Genomic DNA, 18,177 nt, shown 5'->3' with positions numbered 1-18,177 from the left:
ACGCCGCGCGTCCCGCCCCCCCCCGGCCGGTCCTACCCGTCTCGCCTACGCCGCGTGTCCCGCCCGTCCCGCATCCTCCGCCCGCCCCGCCCGTCTCGCCCACGCCGCGCGTCCCGCCCCCCCGGCCGGTCCTACCCGTCTCGCCTACGCCGCGTGTCCCGCCCGTCCCGCATCCTCCGCCCGCCCCGCCCGTCTCGCCCACGCCACGCGTCCCGCCCCCCGCCGGTCCTACCCGTCTCGCCTACGCCGCGTGTCCCGCCCCCCCCCCGCCCGTCGTACCCGTCTCGCAACCCCCGCCCGTCGTGCCCGTCTCGCACACCCAGCCCGCCCCGCCCCGCACCCTCACCGGGCCCGTACACCCTCGCGTGGCCCGCACGCCCCTACCGGGCGCCCGCACACCCTCGCGTGGAGCACACGTCCCCGCGTGGTCCGCATCCCCGCCCGTCCCGCATCCCCGCCGGGTCCGCACCCCGCGCCCGGCCCGCGGCACCCGTACGGCCCGCAGCACCCGGCGGTTCCGTGACCACCGGTACGACCCGTGCACCGCACCTGACGACCGCCACCGACCGGTGGCCTCACCCGGGAGTGACCATGGCCTCTGTCGAGCCCGCCGCCCGACCCCGCGCACAGCGCCGGCGCCGTTACCTGATGTGCCGTCCCTCGTACTTCGACGTGGTCTACGCCATCAACCCCTGGATGGACCCCGGCAAGCCGGTCGACGGCGCCCTCGCCGTCCTGCAGTGGGAGCGGCTGCGCGAGCTGTACCGCGACCTCGGCCACACGGTCGAGCTGATCGCGCCCGTGCCGGGTCTGCCCGACATGGTCTACGCCGCCAACGGGGCCACCGTCGTGGACGGCAAGGTCCTGGGCGCCCGCTTCCGCAACGCCGAACGCGTCCCCGAGGGCCCCGCCTACCTGAACTGGTTCCGCGACCACGGCTTCAGCCGGCTGCTCGACCCGCGGTACGTCAACGAGGGCGAGGGCGACTTCCTCGTCACGTCGAGCCACGTCCTGGCCGGCCACGGGTTCCGCAGCGACCTGCGCGGCCACCAGGAGGCGGAGGCGTTCTGGGGCCGCCGGGTGACCAGCCTGGAACTGGTCGACCCCCGCTACTACCACCTCGACACCGCGCTCGCCGTCCTCGACGGGGACGAGATCATGTACCACCCGCAGGCCTTCACCCCCGAGAGCCGGGCCCTGCTGGAGAGCCTCTTCCCCGACGCGCTCACGGTCGGCGCCGAGGACGCGGCGGTCCTCGGCCTGAACGCCGTGAGCGACGGGCTCAACGTGGTCCTGCCCGAGGCGGCCGAGGGCCTCGTGGGCCCGCTGCGCGCACGCGGCTTCAACCCCATCGGCGTGGACCTGTCCGAACTGCTCAAGGGCGGCGGCAGCGTGAAGTGCTGCACGCTCGAGATCAGGCCCTGAGCACAGCCGTCTCCCCGCGCCCGGTTCCCTTCCCGGCACCGGGTTCCGCCGCGCACGAGAAACCCCGCCCCGCACCAGTACGACGACTAAGGACGAGCCATGGACGTCATGACCGCGATACTCACCCGGCGCAGCCAGCAAGTCCTCGACGGTCCCTCGCCATGTGACGAGGAGTTCACCTATCTCGTCCAGGGCGCCAGCACCGCCCCCGACCACGGCCGGCTGCGGCCCTGGCGGTGGGTACTGCTGCGCGACGACGACCGAGACGTCCTGGGCAGCGCCCTCGCCGAGGACGTCGAGGACGAGCAGACCGCCCGTCAGGTCGCCGCCAAGCTCCACCGCGCGCCCCTGACCGCGGCTCTGGTCTTCTCCCCCCACGCCGGGCATCGCGTCCCGGAATGGGAGCAGCTCGCCGCCGCGAGCTGCATGGCCCACTCCCTGATGCTGCTTCTGCACTCCCGCGGCTACGGGAGCATCTGGCGCACCGGCAGGCTGGCCCGCTCCGCGTCGGCCTGTGCCGTGCTCGGCCTGGACGAGGGCGAGCAGCTGCTCGGTTCCCTCGACATCGGCACCCCGGACCCGGCGTCCGCCAAGGCCCGGCGCCCCCTGGAGGACGTCAGCGCGCGCGTCACCCGGTTCCGCGACGTGACCCCTCGCGAGACCGCCAAGGTCCCCGTCGGCAGTCACGCCGCCTGAGCGGGGAGGTCCCGGACATGGCAGTCGTCGCCACCCCCGCCGTACCGGTGCTGACGCTGCCGGCCTCGGGACCGCCGTCGGCCCTTCCCGCCCTGCCGCCGCCGGGAGCACCACCCCTGCTCTGGCTGCTGCGGGCGGGGACGCTCCCGCCGCCGGGTGCCGAGGCCGGGCTGGACCGGCTCGAGGCGGCACGGCGGTCTCGCTTCGCGCGTCCGCGCGACCGGGACCGCTACACCGCGGCCCATCTCGGCCTGCGCCGGCTGCTCGGCGGCTATCTCCACCGGGATCCGAGCGAAGTGGTGATCGTCCGGGAGCCCTGCCCGGTGTGCGGCGGGCCGACGGGCCGGCCCGCCGTGGCCGGACCGGGACTGCACTTCTCCCTGTCACGCAGCGGCCCCGTCGCCTTGTACGCCCTCGCCCGCGCTCCCGTCGGCGTCGATATCGAGACGGCCGGCTCGGCCGGGGCGTCCACGGACGTGGCGCGTCTGCTGCACCCCCGGGAACGCGCCGAACTCGACGCCCTGACCCCCGGGGAGCGGGGCGAGGCGTTCCTGCGGTGCTGGACGCGCAAGGAGGCCCGGCTGAAGGGGACCGGCGCGGGTCTGTCCCACGGCATCGACGGCACCTACGTCGGGACGGGGCCCGTCCCGTCCCGGCAGCCGCCCGCATCTGGCTGGACCCTGCTCGATGTACGGGCCGCGGAGAAGTTTTACGCCGCTGTGGCGTTTAGATCGGGCACCGACGCGTCATGATCGACAAAAGATAGACTTGAAAAGTGCAAAATCGGGCGCCCGGCGGATCGTCGGGCCCGTACCACACGAAGGATCCGATACCGGGTGGTACACGTGCACGGGCCGACCATTCGGAGAAGAGGAGCATCCGTTGCTGGAAGCACTCGGTCTGAGACCCGCACTCGAGGCGGTCTACCGGTTGTTACTGGCCCAGCCCGAATGGGGTCTGCACCAGATAGCTGAGCACCTCGGACTGCCCGAGCCCGAGGTGCGCAACGTCCTCGACGAGCTTGCCGACCTCCACCTCCTCCAACCCAGCCGGAGCGAAGGCGAGTTCCTGACCGTCAGCCCCGAGGTGGGCCTCGGAGTGCTGCTGAACCGGAACGAACTGGAACTGAGCGCCAGGCAACGTCAGTTGGAGGACGCCCGCGCCTCGGTGGCCGCCATCGTCAGCCAGTTCAGCACCCACCGGCACGCACCCGAGGTGGTCCGCCAGCTGTTCGGCCTGGAGACGGTGCGCCGACGCCTGGAAGAGCTGGCGGAGACCGCCCGCACGGAATGCCTCTCCTTCTTCCCCGGCGGCGCGCAGAAGCCCGACGTGATGGAGTCGAGCAAGCCCCTCGACCAGATGGCGCTGGAGCGCGGAGTCGTCCTGCGCACCCTGTACCAGGACAGCTTCCGCAGAGATCCGGACACCTTCGAGTACGTGCGCTGGCTGGCGTCCCTGGGCGGCCAGACCCGGACGGTGCCCTCCCTGCCCATGCTCATGGTGATCGTGGACCGCGAGGTGGCGCTGGTCCCGATCGACCCCGAGGACGCCCGCCAGGGAGCACTGGAGGTCCGCAGCCGGGGCATGGTCGAGGCCCTGCACGTGCTGTTCACCCGGTTCTGGGACTCCGGGCTCTCCTGGCACGAGCAGGACAGCCCGGACTCGGACGGCCTGTCCCGGCGTGAGCGCGAGCTGCTCTACCTCCTGGCCAGCGGGCACACCGACGAGGCCATCGGCAAGAAACTCGGCCTGTCACTGCGCACGGTCCGCCGGACAGCCTCCGGCCTGATCAGCCGGCTCGGCGCCAGAAGCCGCTTCGAGGCGGGCGTCCTCGCGGCCCGCGCCGGCTGGCTCTCCTGAGACCGCCCGCCCGACGTCGGGCAGGATCCGGTCCAGCCCTTCGGGCGGGGCCCGGGCGCGGCCCGCCGACGCCGTGCCGTTGTCGAGGAGCGAGGGCGGCGGGCGCGGAGGTCCGAACCGAGAAACTGCGTTCCGTCCCCGCTGGTGCCGCGCTTACGATGCGCGCAGTTGCAAGAGGGCCGTACGAGGGTCGTACGCCGGTTCGGCGCCACTGTCGGAGCCGCCTGCCAGACTGACCGAGGCGTCTGATCAACTGGCTCGACAGCGCCTCGGCAACCGCCTGAACTGCCTGAACCGTCTGAACCAGGAGCACGGTACCCGTGTCCATACCCCCGCCTCCCGGGCCGCACCAGCCCCAGGACCCGTACCAGCCTCCGCAGCCGCAGAGCCCGTATCCGCAGGACCCCTTCGCCCCGCCCTCGCAGGACGCGTACGCCCCGCCTCAGCGGGACCCGTACGCCCAGGGGCCGTACGGTCCGGTGGGTCCGCAGGGTCCGATGGTGCCGTATCCGCAGGCTCCCTACGGGGGTGCGCCCTATCCCGTCTGGGGTCAGGGCTACGGACCCTTCGGCCGGCCCTCGCCGGTCAACGGCGTGGCCATCGCCTCCCTCGTCCTCGGACTGCTCTGCTTCCTGCCGGCCGTCGGGCTGGTGCTCGGGATCATCGCGCTGGTGCAGATCAGGAAGCGGGGGGAACGCGGCAAGGGAATGGCGATCGCGGGCTCGGTGCTGTCCTCCGTCGGGCTCGCGCTGTGGGTCCTGCTGCTGGCCACGGGCAGCTCCTCGGACTTCTGGGACGGCTTCAAGGAGGGTGCGAGCGGGAACTCCAGCTTCTCGCTCGCCAAGGGCGACTGCTTCGACGTGCCGGGTGACACCTTCGACGAGGACGTCTACGACGTCGACGAGGTGGCCTGCTCCGGTGAGCACGACGCCGAGGTGTTCGCCACGGTCCCGCTGTCCGACGGCGGTTTTCCGGGCGACGACCACGTCACGGAGGTGGCCGAGGACAAGTGCTACGCGCTCCGCGGCGCCTACGCGATGGACCCCTGGGCGCTGACCGACAAGGTCGACGTCTACTACCTCACGCCCACCGCCGACAGCTGGAGCTGGGGCGACCGCGAGATCACCTGCGTCTTCGCGAACGTGGACGAGAAGGGCACCCTGACCGGCTCGCTGCGCGCCGACGAGACGACGCTCGACGCCCACCAGTTCGCCTTCCTCAAGGCGATGGCCGCCGTCGACGACGTGCTCTACGAGGAGCCGGAGGAGTATGCCGAGGAGGACCTCGCGAGCAACCGCACCTGGGCCGGTGACATCGGCGACGTGACCGGCGACCAGGCGGACTCGCTGGGCACGCACATCTGGCCGACGGATGTCCGGCAGCCCGTCGCCGCCCTGGTGAAGGACATGCGGGACGCGGCCAAGGAGTGGGCGGCGGCGGCGAAGGCCACCGATGCCGACGGCTTCTACGAGCACTACGACACCGCGTACGAGTACGTCGACGGCGACACCACCGTCACCGCCCGCGAGGCTCTGGGCCTGGCCACGACCGTTCCCACCTATGACGAGGACTCCGAAAGCGGGAGCGGCGGCACGGGCGGGGGCGACAGCGACAGCGGCCTGGATGTGTGATCGCGTGCGGGGGCGGGGAGAAAGTGCCTGGGTAAAGCGTTTCCCGAGCGCATGTCATCACATCGAGTGATTCTCTGGCCTTTGCTTGCATGGTACAACCCACGGTTGCCAGGCTGTAGCTGTCTGTACAACCTGATGGGAGTGGCCAGTGACATTCGGTGAGCAGCCGGCGTATCTGCGTGTCGCGGGTGATCTTCGCAAGAAGATCACCGACGGATCGCTGCCACCGCACACCCGGCTCCCCTCCCAGGCGAGAATCCGCGAGGAGTACGGGGTCTCCGACACCGTCGCCCTCGAGGCGCGCAAGGTACTGATGGCCGAGGGGCTGGTCGAGGGCCGCTCCGGTTCGGGGACGTACGTGCGCGAGCAGCCCGTGCCGCGCCGGATCGCCCGCTCCGGCTACCGCCCCGTGAGCGGTGCCACGCCGTTCCGTCAGGAGCAGGCCGAGGCGCACACGCGGGGGACGTGGGAGTCCAGCAGTGAGCAGGTCGAGGCGGGCGTCTCCGTCGCCGAGCGGCTCGGCATCGCGTCCGGCGACCGCGTGATGTGCACCAGGTACGTCTTCCGGGAGGCCGGGGAGGCGATGATGCTCTCCACCTCCTGGGAGCCCCTCGCCGTCACCGGCCGCACGCCCGTCATGCTGCCCGAGGAGGGCCCGCTCGGCGGCATGGGTGTCGTGGAGCGGATGCGTGCCATCGACGTGATCGTCGACAACGTCACCGAGGAGGTCGGCGCCCGGCCCGGGCTGGCCGAGGAGTTTCTCGCCCTCGGCGGTGTCCCGGGGCATGTCGTCCTCGTCGTCCAGCGCACGTACTACGCCTCGGGCCGCCCGGTCGAGACGGCCGACGTGGTGATTCCGGCCGACCGTTACCGGGTCGCGTACCACCTGCCGGTGAAGTAGCCGCCGAAGCGTGCCGGGCGCCTGTCCCGGCAGCAGAGGCAGGGACGCCTCCCCGTGGCGTGGGTGAAGCGGCGGAGGCGGGGGCGCCGCCCGTGGCGGTAGCGCATTCGCCGGGGCGGCGCACACCCTTCCGGCAGTTGCCCCCGGTATCCGCCCGCCGTGGACCCGCCCGCCCGCCGTCGGAATTCGGTCGTTTCCGCTTGTTCCCGCAGGTCGCCCCCCAGGTGGCCGTACCCCCGCCGACCGGACGCATCGTGGCGCGCGCACGGCGCGTTCGGTCCCGTGCGCCCCCTACGTCTTGGCTGGTTGCGTACCTCTTTGTGCAAAGTCGTGTTCGGTGCGTAAAGGTAAGGCGTACGCTCGGGCATATGCGGATTGCGGTTTCCTTAGAGGGCGGGGCGTCGGGCGTGCCGCGGACGGGATCCGGGCGGGCCGGGGCGAGAAGGGGGCGAGGGGCGCGATGAACGACAGCACCATCTCTCTGCCCTGGCTCGTCATACGGCAGGACGACAACGGCAACCGCTACCGGGTGGGCAGGTACGCGAGTCGGGCCGAGGCCCAGGAGATCGCGGACAGCCTCGACAGCCGCGGACACAAGCAGCTCTACTGGGTCGAGCGGATCGGCCAGGGACAGAGCCAGGCCCAGGCGCAGAACGGGGACGGCACCCGGAACTGACGTGCCGCCGGGTGTCCTAGGCTCTGCCGCATGACGGAACGGATCGTGGTGGTGGGAGCCGCCCTGCTCGACGCCGGCCGCCTGCTCGCCGCGCGCCGCAGCGCACCTCCGGAACTCGCCGGCCGCTGGGAACTGCCCGGCGGCAAGGTCGAGGCGGGGGAGGCGCCCGAGGCGGCGCTCGTGCGCGAACTGCGCGAGGAACTCGGCGTCGAGACCGAGACCGTCGAGCGCGTCCCGGGGGAGTGGCCTCTCCGGCCGCCCTACGTCCTCCAGGTCTGGACCGCCCGCCTGCGTCCTGGCTCCGCCGCTCCCGAACCCCTCCAGGACCACGACGCGCTGCGCTGGCTCACCCCGGCCGAGATCTGGGACGTCGACTGGTTGGACCAGGACGTGCCCGCGGTACGCGAAACCCTCCCGAAGTTCGACACCGACGCCCGCTGAACGAGGGCACCCCCGGTCCTGCCGTGCCGGCCCGGGCGGGTCGGTCCCGGCGGCCCCGGCCGAGGGCGTCCGGAGCGTCGGCGGGGCTGTGCGGAGGGCGCCTGCGCCGAGGGTGGGCCGGCGCGTACGCCGTTCGCGCCACAGTGCGCCCCGCCGCGCGGTACTGCCTGGCCAATATCGGGTATGGGCCCATTAACCCCACGAAACCGGACATGGGTGTACTCGCTGGCCCGGGAAGTGATCGGCGTGATCGACACCGACGGCGACCGCGCCGAGTGGACGTTCCCCGCGGACCCGGGCGCGGTGCGTACCGCCCGCCGCGCCGTCCGCGGCCAGTTGCACGCCTGGGGCCTCGACAGCCTGAGCGACATCACGGCGCTGCTGGTCAGCGAGCTGGTCACCAACGCACTGCGGCACGCGACCGGTCCGATCGGTGTCGGTCTGGTGCGCCCCGCCGGCCTGGCGGGCGTCCTGCTCGTCGAGGTCTCCGACCCGCTGCCCGACCCGCCCCGCGAGCGGGTCGCCCGGCCCGAGGACGAGAGCGGGCGCGGACTGCAACTGGTGGCCTCCTCCGCACGCCGCTGGGGCACCCGCCCCGGGGGCGCCGGCAAGACGGTCTGGTTCGAACTGGCGGTACCGGGTTGACGGGGCGTCTCGCGGGGATGAGCCGGTGTACAGCGGGGCTTGTGCTGTCGCCCGTTCGGTTCCGGTCGCCGACCGGCCGCGAAAGAGGTGATTCGAGGACGTGCCCGCTGGTTAGAAGACTGGAAGTGTTGTCGCGGGACGGGCCAAAAAACGCCTGGACCGTGCTGTGATCGTGAACACCGTGTCGTGCGGACCCGTAGTGCTGGATACTGCGGGCAGCCGCCGCCGGTGACCGGTGCCGGACGCGGTGAGCTGGAGGGGACGGTTCGCGTGAGCGAGATACCAGCGAAGGCCACGGAGTCCGAGGACCCGTCGGGCGGCGCGAGGGCGAAGGCCGCGAGTGCGCTCGCCGCCGATGCCGCGCACGGCCTCGCCGACGGCCCGGGCGAGTTGGCGACGCCCGGTGACGCCATGTGGCAGAGCAGTCCGCCCGGTTCCATCTACGACTACATCAAGGTCGCCTCGTTCTCGATCGGCCCCGACGGCCTCGTCGACCAGTGGAGTCTGCGCGCCGAGCAGATCTTCGGCATCCCCGCCGACCGCGCCGTGGGCATGGACCCCATCGACGCGTTCATCGACCCCGACCTGCGCGAGCGCGGCCAGCGCAAGATGGCCGAGATTCTCGACGGGCGGGAGTGGACCGGCGTGGTCCCGTTCCGGATGCCGGATCCGGTGCCCGGCGGCGGACGCGGGGAGAAGGGCCTCGCCGAGGTGTACGTCATGCCGACGCGCAGCCTGGACGGCGAGAAGGCCGCCGTGTGCATCGTCGTCGACGTCCGCACGCTCCGCAGCATCGAGACCGACCTCGCCGCCTCGCAGGCCATTTTCGGCCAATCCCCGTTCGGCTTCCTGCTGATCGATCCCGATCTGCGGGTCCGCCGCGCCAACCATCGGTTCGCCTCCATCTTCGGCGGCACCCCCGACGACCACCGCGGCAAGGGCGTCCACGACTACCTGCCCCGGTCCGAGGCCGACCGGGTCAGCGCGACCCTGCGCAGGGTCCTCCAGACCGGCGACTCCATCACGGACATGCACGTCACGGGTTTCGTGCCGGGCAGCGACGAGCGCCGGCACTGGTCGATCAACCTCTACCGGGTGCACAGCGGCACCGGTCGCCCCATCGGCATCGCCTGGCTCGGCACCGACATCACCGCCCGCCGCGCCGCCGCCCGCGAGGCCGCCGCGGCCCGGCGCAATCTCGCCCTCCTGAACGAGGCGGGCGCCCGCATAGGGAACTCCCTCGACCTGGAGACGACCGCACGCGAACTCCTCGACGTCGTCGTGCCCGGCTTCTGCGACCTCGCCACCGTGGACCTCTACCAGGGTCTTCTGGCCGGCGACGAGACCCCGCCCGGCCTCGCCGACGGCAGCGCGGAACTGCGCCGGGTCGCCTTCTCCTCCGCCGTCTCCGACGCCCCCTTCGCCGGCACCGGCGCGCCCGTCGCGGTCGGCGCGGTCCACCACTTCCCGTTCAACTCGCCCTGCGCGGACGCCCTGCGCACCGCCCGCCCGCAGGCCATCCCCGGCGAGGAGGGGGGCCTCGTGCAGTCCACCCTCGCCGTCCCGATGGTCGCCCACGACACCGTCGTCGGCCTCGCGCAGTTCTCGCGAACGAAGGGCAGTGAGCCGTTCGGGGACCGGGACCGCGATCTGGCCGTGGAGTTGGCGGCGCGCGCGGCGGTCTGTATCGACAACGCGCGCCTGTACCGGCGGGAGCACGAACGGGCGCTGATACTGCAACGGTCGCTGCTGCCGCCCGGCGACCCGGTGGCCTCGGGTCTGGACATCGCCTGCCGCTATCTTCCCGGCAACGCCTCCACCGACCGCCCCAGCGAGGTCGGCGGCGACTGGTTCGACGTCATCGAACTTCCCGGTCACCGTACGGCGTTGGTGGTGGGCGACGTCATGGGCCGCGGCCTGCGGGCGGCGGTCGCGATGGGTGAACTCCGCACGGCCGTCCGTACGCTGGCGCTGCTGGACCTGGAACCGGCCGAGGTGCTCTCCGCGTTGGACGAGATCGCACGCGGCCTCGGCGCCCCGGGAGGCGTGCAGCAGGCCACCCGGGCCGCCCGTCGCCCCCGTGAGGCCGACCTGTCCGAGGTGTACCTCGCGACCTGCGTGTACGCGGTCTACGACTCCGTGACCAGGCGCTGCACGTTCGCCAACGCGGGACACCTCCCCCCGGTGCTCGTCGAACCCGGTGAGCCGGCGCTGATGCTCGACGTGCCGCCCGGCATGCCGCTCGGCGTGGGCGGCGAACCCTTCGAGGAGGTGGAGGTCGAACTCCCCGAGGGCGCCCTGCTGGCGCTCTACACGGACGGACTGGTCGAATCGCGCGACCATCCGCTGGACGAGGGTCTCAACGCGTTCGTCGGCGCCCTCACCGACCCGTCCGCCCCCCTCGAGGACGTCTGCGACCACGTCCTCAACACCCTCGACTCGCACCACGGCGAGGACGACATCGCGCTGCTGATGGCACGCGTGCAGGGCCTGCCCGCCGACTCGGTCGGCGACTGGACCCTGCCGCGCGAGCCGCGCAGCGTGGGCCGCGCGAGGGAGTACGCGCGCGGCCAGTTGCTGTCCTGGGGCCTCGAACCCCTCGTCGACACCACGGAGTTGCTGGTCAGCGAGCTGGTCACGAACGCGCTGCGGTACGGCGAGGGCGAGATCAGACTCCGGTTGCTCCTCGACCGCACGTTGGTGTGCGAGGTCTGGGACGCGGGCCTCGTCCAGCCACGCCGCCGCCGCGCCCGGGACACCGACGAGGGCGGCCGGGGCCTTCAGCTCGTGGGCCTGCTGTCGGCGGCCTGGGGCTCGCGCCGTACCCCGCGCGGGAAGACGGTGTGGTTCGAACTCCCCCTGCCGGACGGCGAGACGGGGCTGGCGGACCCGGCGGAGGCGTTGCTGAGCCTGTTCTGATCCCGTTCGGACGGGCCGTCCCTCAGGTTGCTCCGGTTCCTCAGGTTGCTCCGGTCCCTCAGGTTGCTCCGGTCCCTCGGGTTCCTCGGGTTCATCAGGTGTCCGGGCCTGACGGCGCCCGGGCGGGCCGCGCCTCGCCGTCGAAGCCCGCGGGGGTCCCGTCCTCGGGGTCCTCGGCCGGGACGATGCCGCCGAGCACGGCCCCGCCGGTGCCGGCCGTGCCTTCGACGCCTCCGGGGCCCGCGTACGGGTTCCCGTGCGCCCGTACGTCGCGCTCGGCCAGCTCCAGGGCCTCCAGGGCGAGGGTGTCGGCGGCCGGACGTTCCGCCGGGTCCCCCGTCGCGAGGAGCCGCACCGCCTCCGCCAGCCGGGTCCGTGCGACGGCGCCGACCGCGCCCCGGTGCGTCGCGACGAAGTCGGCCGCGGCGGCGGTGGCGGTTCGGGCGGTGATCAGGGCGGCGGCCGGGAGCACCCCGGCCCGCCCCGAGGCGACCGGCGCGGTCGCCCGCACGACCCGACGCAGCACCCCGACCGGATCCCAGGCGCGCCCCCCGGTCAGTTCCTGCCGCACGGACCCGAGCACGGCGTCGGCATGCTGCAGCGCCGACGACCGGCCGGCCGCCGTCCCGGCGAGTGGGGTGCCGGAGCGGGGTTCGGCGGTGGGCGGACCGGCTGAATGGGGGGCCGACCGGGGTCGCGCCTTCCCACCGGGGCGGGGTCCGGCCGGGGGCGGGCCGGCAGGTCCTTGGGCCGGACGGCCCCGGGCCGAGGACTGCGCCTCCGCGTCGGGGTGGGATTCGCCCGGGACCGGGTCGGCCGGGCGGCGGGCCGACCGGTGCCGCGCCACCGCGCCGGTGGGCGGGCCCGAGGTGGGCCGGCCGCCGTTGAGTGGGGTGTCGGTGGGCGGGCCGGCGGTGGGCGGGACGCTGTTGACTGGGCCGCCGTTGAGTGGGCCGTCGGTGGGCGGGCCGTCGTTGAGCGGGGTGTCGTTGAGTGGGCCGTCGGTGGGCGGGCCGTCGTTGACTGGGCCGCCGTTGAGCGGGGTGTCGGAGAGCGGGGTGTCGGGGTGGGGTCCTGGTGGGAGTGCTGTCGTGCGGTGCGGGGACGGCTGTTGTCTGGCCAGGGCCAGCTCCGCCTCCGCGCCCGTGAGGGCGGCCGGCACCGTGTGCTCGGCCGTTCGCAGCTCCGTGGCCAGCCGGTCGACGCCCTCGACGAAGACGGCCGCCTGGGCGACGGCGCCCTCGGCGGCACGCAACTGCCGGGCCGCCCGCTCCGGGCGCCCCGCGTCGGCCGACTGACGGGCCTGGTTGAGCCGGACCGTGGCGAACAGCAGACGATCCTTGGCCTGTTCGACGCTCCCGGTGACGGAGGCGGTGGCGGTCGGCGCGTACCGGGCCCGGAGCCCGGCGAGGACGGCTTCCGAGGCCCCCGTTCGCCCCGTCAGCTCCCGGAACCGGCCCTCGGCGACCCCCAACGCCTCACCCATCCCCCGTTCCAGTCCCCGCAGCCGCCCGAACTCACCGGACACGGCGTCCAGCCGCCGCCCGGCCTCGTCGCACCGCCCGACGATCCCGGCGAGCGCGTGCCCCCGAGCCGCCTCCTCCGCCGGCACTCCCTCGTCGTACCGCTGCCGCATCCTGAACGCGGCGGCGAGTTCGCTCTCCGCCTCGCGGACGGCCCGGCGGAAGGCCTCCAGGTCCTCCGCGGGGCACAGCGCCTCGGCGAAGCCCAGTTCGGTGCGGGCAGCCCGGACCCGGTTGTCGGCCTCGACCAGCGCCGCGCAGGCCTGCTCGTCGGCCGCGGCGAGAGGCGGCGACGTTCTCGACGGCGGTGGGCTGCCGCCCCCGCCGGGAGTCGTGCGGACGCGGGCGCGCCGTACGCGCCGCAGGTACCCGTAGCCGGCGACCGCGCCGGCCGTGCCGACCGCCACGAGCGGCAGCACCAGATCGACGGTGGACCTCTCGTCGGCCTCGGCCGCGGCTGCGGCGGCGCTCGCGCCGGGCGCCGGGTTCTTGATCGCAACCGGAGCGTCGTCACCCGACGTCATCCCTGGCAACACCAGCCACACGACCCCGACCGCACCGCCCAGCACGGCATGCGCCACCCGCACGGATATGTGCGACTTGGCACGCCGCGGCCGGCCCCGGAGCAAGGAAGAGGTCACATTTGGGAGCGTATGGCCGCGCATACGGCAACGCGACCGGGATGCACCCGAGGCGGGGACCGTGGGACGGAACGACACGCGAGGGGGAAACCGCGATGGAACGGCCACCGGGCCAGACGGACACGGAGACGGGGACGGACACGGCGACCGGGACGGGGACGGTGACCGGTACAGACACGGTGCCGGGGACGGACACGGCGGCCGGGACGGACACGGCGACCGGGACCAACGCGGTGACCGGGGCGGAGACCGGGATGGGGACGGACGCGGTCACGGGGATGGAGAAGGAGACGGGGCCAGCGGCCGGAACGGCGGACGTGCGGGTCGGGACACCCGCAGCGGACTCCGCGAGTCGCGCGCCCGATGCGGGCGATGCGGGCGGGGCCGAGCCGGACGGGACCGGGACCGGCGATACGGGGGCCGAGGCGGGCGCGAGCGGGAGCGGTGGTCCGGGGGCCCACGAGGGTCGGAGCGGGAGCGGTGGTCCGGGGGCCGAGCCGGACGGGACCGGGACCGGGACCGGCGATACGGGGGCCGAGGCGGGCGCGAGCGGGAGTGGTGGTTCCGGGGTCGACGAGGGCGGGACCGGCGATGCCGGGGCCGAGGCGGTTCGTCCGGGCGGGCGCCGCCGACGGCTGCTGCGTCGATCCGCCCTCGCGCTCGTCCTGCTCCTCCTGCTGCCGGTCCTCGCCGCCGAGACGGCCCTGCGCGTGAACTACCTGGGCGACCCGGCCGACGGGACGTACACCCGCGACAGGGACGCCATCTGGCTGGGCCACGCCTGGGTCGACGGCCGCAAGACCGACGCCGACGTCAAGACCCTCGCCGGGCGGCTTCGGGACACCGGCATCCGCGACCTGTACGTCCACGCCGGCCCCCTGGAGCACGACGGCACGCTCCCCGCGTCCGCGTACGCCAACGCGCGGTGGTTCATAGCCGCCGTCCACCGGGAAGCGCCGAAGCTCCGCGTCCAGGCCTGGCTCGGGGACGTCCTCGCCAGCGAGAGCCCGAACGGCATGCGGCTGGAGCGGGCCGGGACCCGCGCCGCCGTGGTGCGGTCCACTCGCGAGATCCTCGCCGCGGGCTTCCAGGGCGCCCACTTCGACCTGGAGCCCCTGCACTCGGACGACGCCGACTACCTCACCCTCCTCGACTCGCTGCGCGCCGTCACCCGTGCCCACGACGCCCAACTCTCCGTAGCGGCCCACCAGATCGATCCGGTCCCCGGCTTCCACTCCTTCTGGGGCACGACGACCGGCCATCCCAAGTGGTGGTCGCAGAAGTTCTTCGGCCGGGTCGCCCGCCGCGTCGACCAGATCGCCGTGATGTCGTACGACACCATGCAGCCGCTGCAGAGCACCTACGGCGGGTACGTCGCCCAGCAGACCTCCCTCGCGCTGGAGGTCACCCCGCCCTCCACCGACCTGCTGATGGGCCTGCCCTTCTACCACGAGAACCGGTTCGGCCACTGGAACCACGCCGAGACCGTCGCCGCCGCCGTCCGGGGCGTCAGGCTGGGCCTGTCCCGCACCGACGCCGACCGCGAGAACTTCGGCGTCGCGGCCTACGTGGACTTCGCGGCCATCGAGCAGGACTGGACGTCGTACGAGGAGGGCTGGGTCCGGTAGGCCCGCCCCCGTCCTGGTCGGGGCCCGCCGGCGCTGTGGGAGGGCGGCTTCCCAAGGCCTGGGGAAATGCGGGCCATCGCGGAGTCAAATCCCTTGCGGGTGCCGGAGTCGCTGGGATCCTGAGCGCATGTACTGGGCATTGGCGGGGACGATCGTCGTCTGTGTGACGATCATGGCGGCGTTCGGCATCGCGGCCGTCACCCGGGAGTGGGTACCGCCGCTCGGCCGCAGCCAGGTGCTGCGGCCGAGGCTGTGGGGCGCCGGCGCCCTGATGAGCGCCCTGGGCCTGAGCCTCTTCGTGTTCCTGGGTCCGCTGGCCCCCGGCGGTCGGGCGGTGAACTTCTACGTCCCGCTCGCCGGGATGGCCGTCAATTTCGCCGGGCTCGGCGTGCAGTCGCTCGCCCGGCGTCCCGGCCGCACGCCCCCGCTGCCCCCGGCGCCTACGACGACCGCCTCCTGATCTTCGACCCCAGCCACACCAACGGGTCGTACTTGCGGTCGACCGCGCGTTCCTTGAGCGGGATCAGCGCGTTGTCCGTGATCTTGATGCCCTCGGGGCAGACCTCCGTACAGCACTTGGTGATGTTGCAGTAGCCGAGGCCGTGTTCGTCCTGGGCCGTGCGCCTGCGGTCCAGGCCGCTCTCCTCGGCCGCGTCCAGCGGGTGCATGTCCAGTTCGGCGATCCGCATGAGGAAGCGCGGGCCCGCGAACGCCGTCTTGTTCTCCTCGTGGTCACGGACGACATGGCAGGTGTCCTGGCACAGGAAGCACTCGATGCACTTGCGGAACTCCTGCGACCGGTCCACGTCCTCCTGGAACATCCGGTACTCGCCGGGACCGACCCCCTCGGGCGGTACGAACGCCGGGACCTCACGTGCCTTGCGGTAGTTGAAGCCGACGTCCGTGACGAGATCGCGGATGACCGGGAAGGCACGCAGCGGTGTGACGGTGATCGTCTCCTCGCGGCCGAACACCGACATGCGGGTCATGCACAGCAGCCGGGGCCGCCCGTTGATCTCCGCGGAACACGAACCGCACTTGCCCGCCTTGCAGTTCCAGCGGACGGCGAGGTCGGGCGCCTGGGTGGCCTGGAGCCGGTGGATGATGTCCAGGACCACCTCGCCGTCGTTGACCTCGACCTCGAAGTCCTTCAGGCCGCCGCCCTCGATGTCGCCCCGCCACACCCGGAAGCGGGCCTCGTAGCTGCTCACTCGTACAGCTCCTCTTCGGTGAGGTACTTGACCAGCTCCTCTTTCTCGAAGAGGGCGAGCAGGTCGGGGCGGATGGGCTCGGTGGTCTCGCGGGTGAGGGTGATCCGGTCGCGGGCGGGGTCCGTCGCCGCCAGGTCGCCGACGGGCTCGGCCGGCGCGCACAGCAGGTTGACGTTGCGCCACGCGCGGTCCATCGACGGGTGGTCCTCGCGGGTGTGCCCGCCGCGCGACTCGGTGCGCTCCAGGGCGGCCCGCGCCACGCACTCGCTGACCAGCAGCATGTTCCGCAGGTCGAGCGCGAGGTGCCACCCGGGGTTGAACTGCCGGTGTCCCTCGACCCCGGCGCGCCACGCCCGCACGCGCAGTTCGGCCAGCTTCTCCAGGGCGTGCTCCATCTCGCCCTCCCGGCGGATGATGCCGACCAGGTCGTTCATGGTCTGCTGGAGTTCCTGGTGGAGGGTGTACGGGTTCTCCGGCGCGCGCCCCTGCGGTTCTCCGGGGCCCTCGGCGGAGAACGGCCGCAGCGCCTCGGCGGCCGCCGCGTCGATCTGCTCCTCGTCCACCGCCGGGCGTCCCTGGGCGAGGTCCGCCGTGTAGCGGGCCGCGTGCAGTCCCGCCCGGCGGCCGAACACCAGGAGGTCGGAGAGGGAGTTGCCGCCGAGCCGGTTGGAGCCGTGCATGCCGCCGGCCACCTCGCCGGCCGCGAACAGCCCCGGCACCCCGCGGGCGGCGGCCGTTTCGGAGTCGACCGCGATGCCGCCCATCACGTAGTGACAGGTCGGTCCGACCTCCATGGCCTCCGCCGTGATGTCGACGTCGGCCAGCTCCTTGAACTGGTGGTACATGGAGGGCAGCCGGCGCTTGATGACCTCGGCGGGCATCCGCGTCGACACGTCCAGGAAGACCCCGCCGTGCGGGGAGCCGCGGCCCGCCTTCACCTCCGAGTTGATCGCGCGGGCCACCTCGTCACGGGGGAGCAGCTCCGGTGGTCGCCGGTTGTGGTCCGGGTCCTCGTACCAGCGGTCGCCCTCCTCCTCCGACTCGGCGTACTTCTCCTTGAAGACGTCGGGCACGTAGTCGAACATGAAGCGTTTTCCGTCGGAGTTCCTGAGCACCCCGCCGTCGCCGCGGACGGATTCCGTGACGAGGATGCCCTTCACCGACGGCGGCCAGACCATGCCCGTCGGGTGGAACTGCACGAACTCCATGTTGAGCAGCGGAGCACCGGCGAGCAGGGCCAGCGCGTGGCCGTCGCCCGTGTACTCCCACGAGTTCGACGTCACCTTGAAGGACTTGCCGATGCCGCCCGTCGCGATCACCACGGCGGGCGCCTGGAGGACGAAGAAGCGGCCGGTCTCGCGCTCGTAGGCGAAGACCCCGCTCACCCTCCCCCGGCCTTCGGCCGGGGAGGCCCCCATCTCGCTTCGCCCGCCGTCCTTGAGGACCCGGGTGACCGTGCACTCCTGGAAGACCTTCAGCCGGGACTCGTAGTCCCCGGTCTCGCGGTGGTCCTCCTGCTGGAGCGAGACGATCTTCTGCTGGAGCGTGCGGATCAGCTCCAGGCCCGTACGGTCGCCGACGTGCGCGAGACGTGGGTACTCGTGACCGCCGAAGTTGCGCTGGGAGATCCGGCCGTCCTTGGTGCGGTCGAAGAGGGCGCCCCAGGTCTCCAGCTCCCACACCCGGTCCGGGGCCTCCTGTGCGTGCAGCTCGGCCATCCGCCACTGGTTGAGGAACTTGCCGCCGCGCAGGGTGTCGCGGAAGTGGACCTGCCAGTTGTCGTGCTCGTTGGCGTTGGCCATCGCCGCCGCGATGCCGCCCTCGGCCATCACCGTGTGCGCCTTGCCGAACAGCGATTTGCAGATGACGGCGGTGCGGGCGCCGCGCTCGCGGGCCTCGATGGCGGCACGCAGCCCGGCGCCTCCCGCGCCGACCACGACTACGTCCCACTCCTGGCGGTCGACCACGGACATCAGCAGG

The 18,177-nt window shown here is 73.0% G+C and carries 15 protein-coding genes; 12 read left to right on the top strand and 3 right to left on the bottom strand.

The features are described 5' to 3' along the window. The first annotated feature begins 591 nt into the window (after positions 1-591). The 10 genes from ddaH to ACIPFH_RS09535 all read left to right on the top strand — a co-directional run bounded on the left by ddaH (position 592) and on the right by ACIPFH_RS09535 (position 11,194). Complete coding sequence (ddaH, locus tag ACIPFH_RS09580; RefSeq protein WP_401824635.1) at positions 592-1,425, top strand: dimethylargininase; 834 nt, start codon at positions 592-594, stop codon at positions 1,423-1,425. Between the two features lie 99 nt (positions 1,426-1,524). Further along, entirely contained in the window at positions 1,525-2,121 is a 597-nt protein-coding gene (locus tag ACIPFH_RS09575; protein WP_401824633.1) for a nitroreductase, read from the top strand. Between the two features lie 17 nt (positions 2,122-2,138). Further along, positions 2,139-2,873, top strand: a complete 735-nt coding sequence (locus ACIPFH_RS09570; RefSeq protein ID WP_401824631.1) for a 4'-phosphopantetheinyl transferase family protein — start codon at positions 2,139-2,141, stop codon at positions 2,871-2,873. A 130-nt stretch (positions 2,874-3,003) separates the two neighbouring features. Then, on the top strand, positions 3,004-3,981 hold the full coding sequence (locus ACIPFH_RS09565; RefSeq protein WP_401824630.1) for a LuxR C-terminal-related transcriptional regulator: 978 nt from the start codon (positions 3,004-3,006) through the stop codon (positions 3,979-3,981). 320 nt (positions 3,982-4,301) lie between these two features. Beyond that, positions 4,302-5,612, top strand: coding sequence for a DUF4190 domain-containing protein (locus ACIPFH_RS09560; RefSeq protein WP_401824629.1), 1,311 nt, complete (start codon positions 4,302-4,304; stop codon positions 5,610-5,612). A gap of 148 nt (positions 5,613-5,760) precedes the next feature. Next, positions 5,761-6,513 carry a GntR family transcriptional regulator gene (locus tag ACIPFH_RS09555; protein ID WP_356256036.1) on the top strand — a complete coding sequence of 251 codons (753 nt, stop codon included), beginning with the start codon at positions 5,761-5,763 and terminating at the stop codon, positions 6,511-6,513. 460 nt (positions 6,514-6,973) lie between these two features. Beyond that, entirely contained in the window at positions 6,974-7,189 is a 216-nt protein-coding gene (locus tag ACIPFH_RS09550) for an SPOR domain-containing protein (protein ID WP_359126925.1), read from the top strand. Positions 7,190-7,219: 30 nt separating this feature from the next. Then, a complete protein-coding gene (locus ACIPFH_RS09545) occupies positions 7,220-7,630 on the top strand; it encodes a (deoxy)nucleoside triphosphate pyrophosphohydrolase (RefSeq protein WP_401824626.1) in 411 nt (136 codons plus the stop codon). 216 nt (positions 7,631-7,846) lie between these two features. After that, positions 7,847-8,275 carry an ATP-binding protein gene (locus tag ACIPFH_RS09540; protein WP_401824625.1) on the top strand — a complete coding sequence of 143 codons (429 nt, stop codon included), beginning with the start codon at positions 7,847-7,849 and terminating at the stop codon, positions 8,273-8,275. A gap of 270 nt (positions 8,276-8,545) precedes the next feature. Then, complete coding sequence (locus ACIPFH_RS09535; protein ID WP_401824623.1) at positions 8,546-11,194, top strand: SpoIIE family protein phosphatase; 2,649 nt, start codon at positions 8,546-8,548, stop codon at positions 11,192-11,194. Positions 11,195-11,288: 94 nt separating this feature from the next. Here the strand turns inward: ACIPFH_RS09535 and ACIPFH_RS09530 are convergent, their stop codons facing one another. After that, a complete protein-coding gene (locus ACIPFH_RS09530) occupies positions 11,289-13,358 on the bottom strand; it encodes a hypothetical protein (RefSeq protein WP_401824621.1) in 2,070 nt (689 codons plus the stop codon). A gap of 317 nt (positions 13,359-13,675) precedes the next feature. On the opposite strand from ACIPFH_RS09530, the gene ACIPFH_RS09525 reads away from it, so the two are divergent. Together ACIPFH_RS09525 and ACIPFH_RS09520 are read left to right on the top strand one after the other, a co-directional pair. Beyond that, positions 13,676-14,986, top strand: coding sequence for a hypothetical protein (locus ACIPFH_RS09525; RefSeq protein WP_401825128.1), 1,311 nt, complete (start codon positions 13,676-13,678; stop codon positions 14,984-14,986). A 127-nt stretch (positions 14,987-15,113) separates the two neighbouring features. Then, positions 15,114-15,446 carry a hypothetical protein gene (locus ACIPFH_RS09520; RefSeq protein ID WP_401824619.1) on the top strand — a complete coding sequence of 111 codons (333 nt, stop codon included), beginning with the start codon at positions 15,114-15,116 and terminating at the stop codon, positions 15,444-15,446. Here the strand turns inward: ACIPFH_RS09520 and ACIPFH_RS09515 are convergent. Then, positions 15,427-16,197: a succinate dehydrogenase/fumarate reductase iron-sulfur subunit gene (locus ACIPFH_RS09515; RefSeq protein WP_401824618.1), complete on the bottom strand. Its 771-nt coding sequence runs from the start codon at positions 16,195-16,197 to the stop codon at positions 15,427-15,429. The genes ACIPFH_RS09520 and ACIPFH_RS09515 overlap by 20 nt on opposite strands. After that, positions 16,194-18,170, bottom strand: a complete 1,977-nt coding sequence (locus tag ACIPFH_RS09510) for a fumarate reductase/succinate dehydrogenase flavoprotein subunit (RefSeq protein ID WP_401824616.1) — start codon at positions 18,168-18,170, stop codon at positions 16,194-16,196. The genes ACIPFH_RS09515 and ACIPFH_RS09510 overlap by 4 nt, the downstream gene beginning before the upstream one ends. Positions 18,171-18,177: the final 7 nt, after the last annotated feature.

The organism is Streptomyces sp. NPDC088157 (genome assembly GCF_044741545.1).
GTDB lineage: Bacteria > Actinomycetota > Actinomycetes > Streptomycetales > Streptomycetaceae > Streptomyces.
This window is presented reverse-complemented; position numbering and strand designations above follow the sequence as displayed.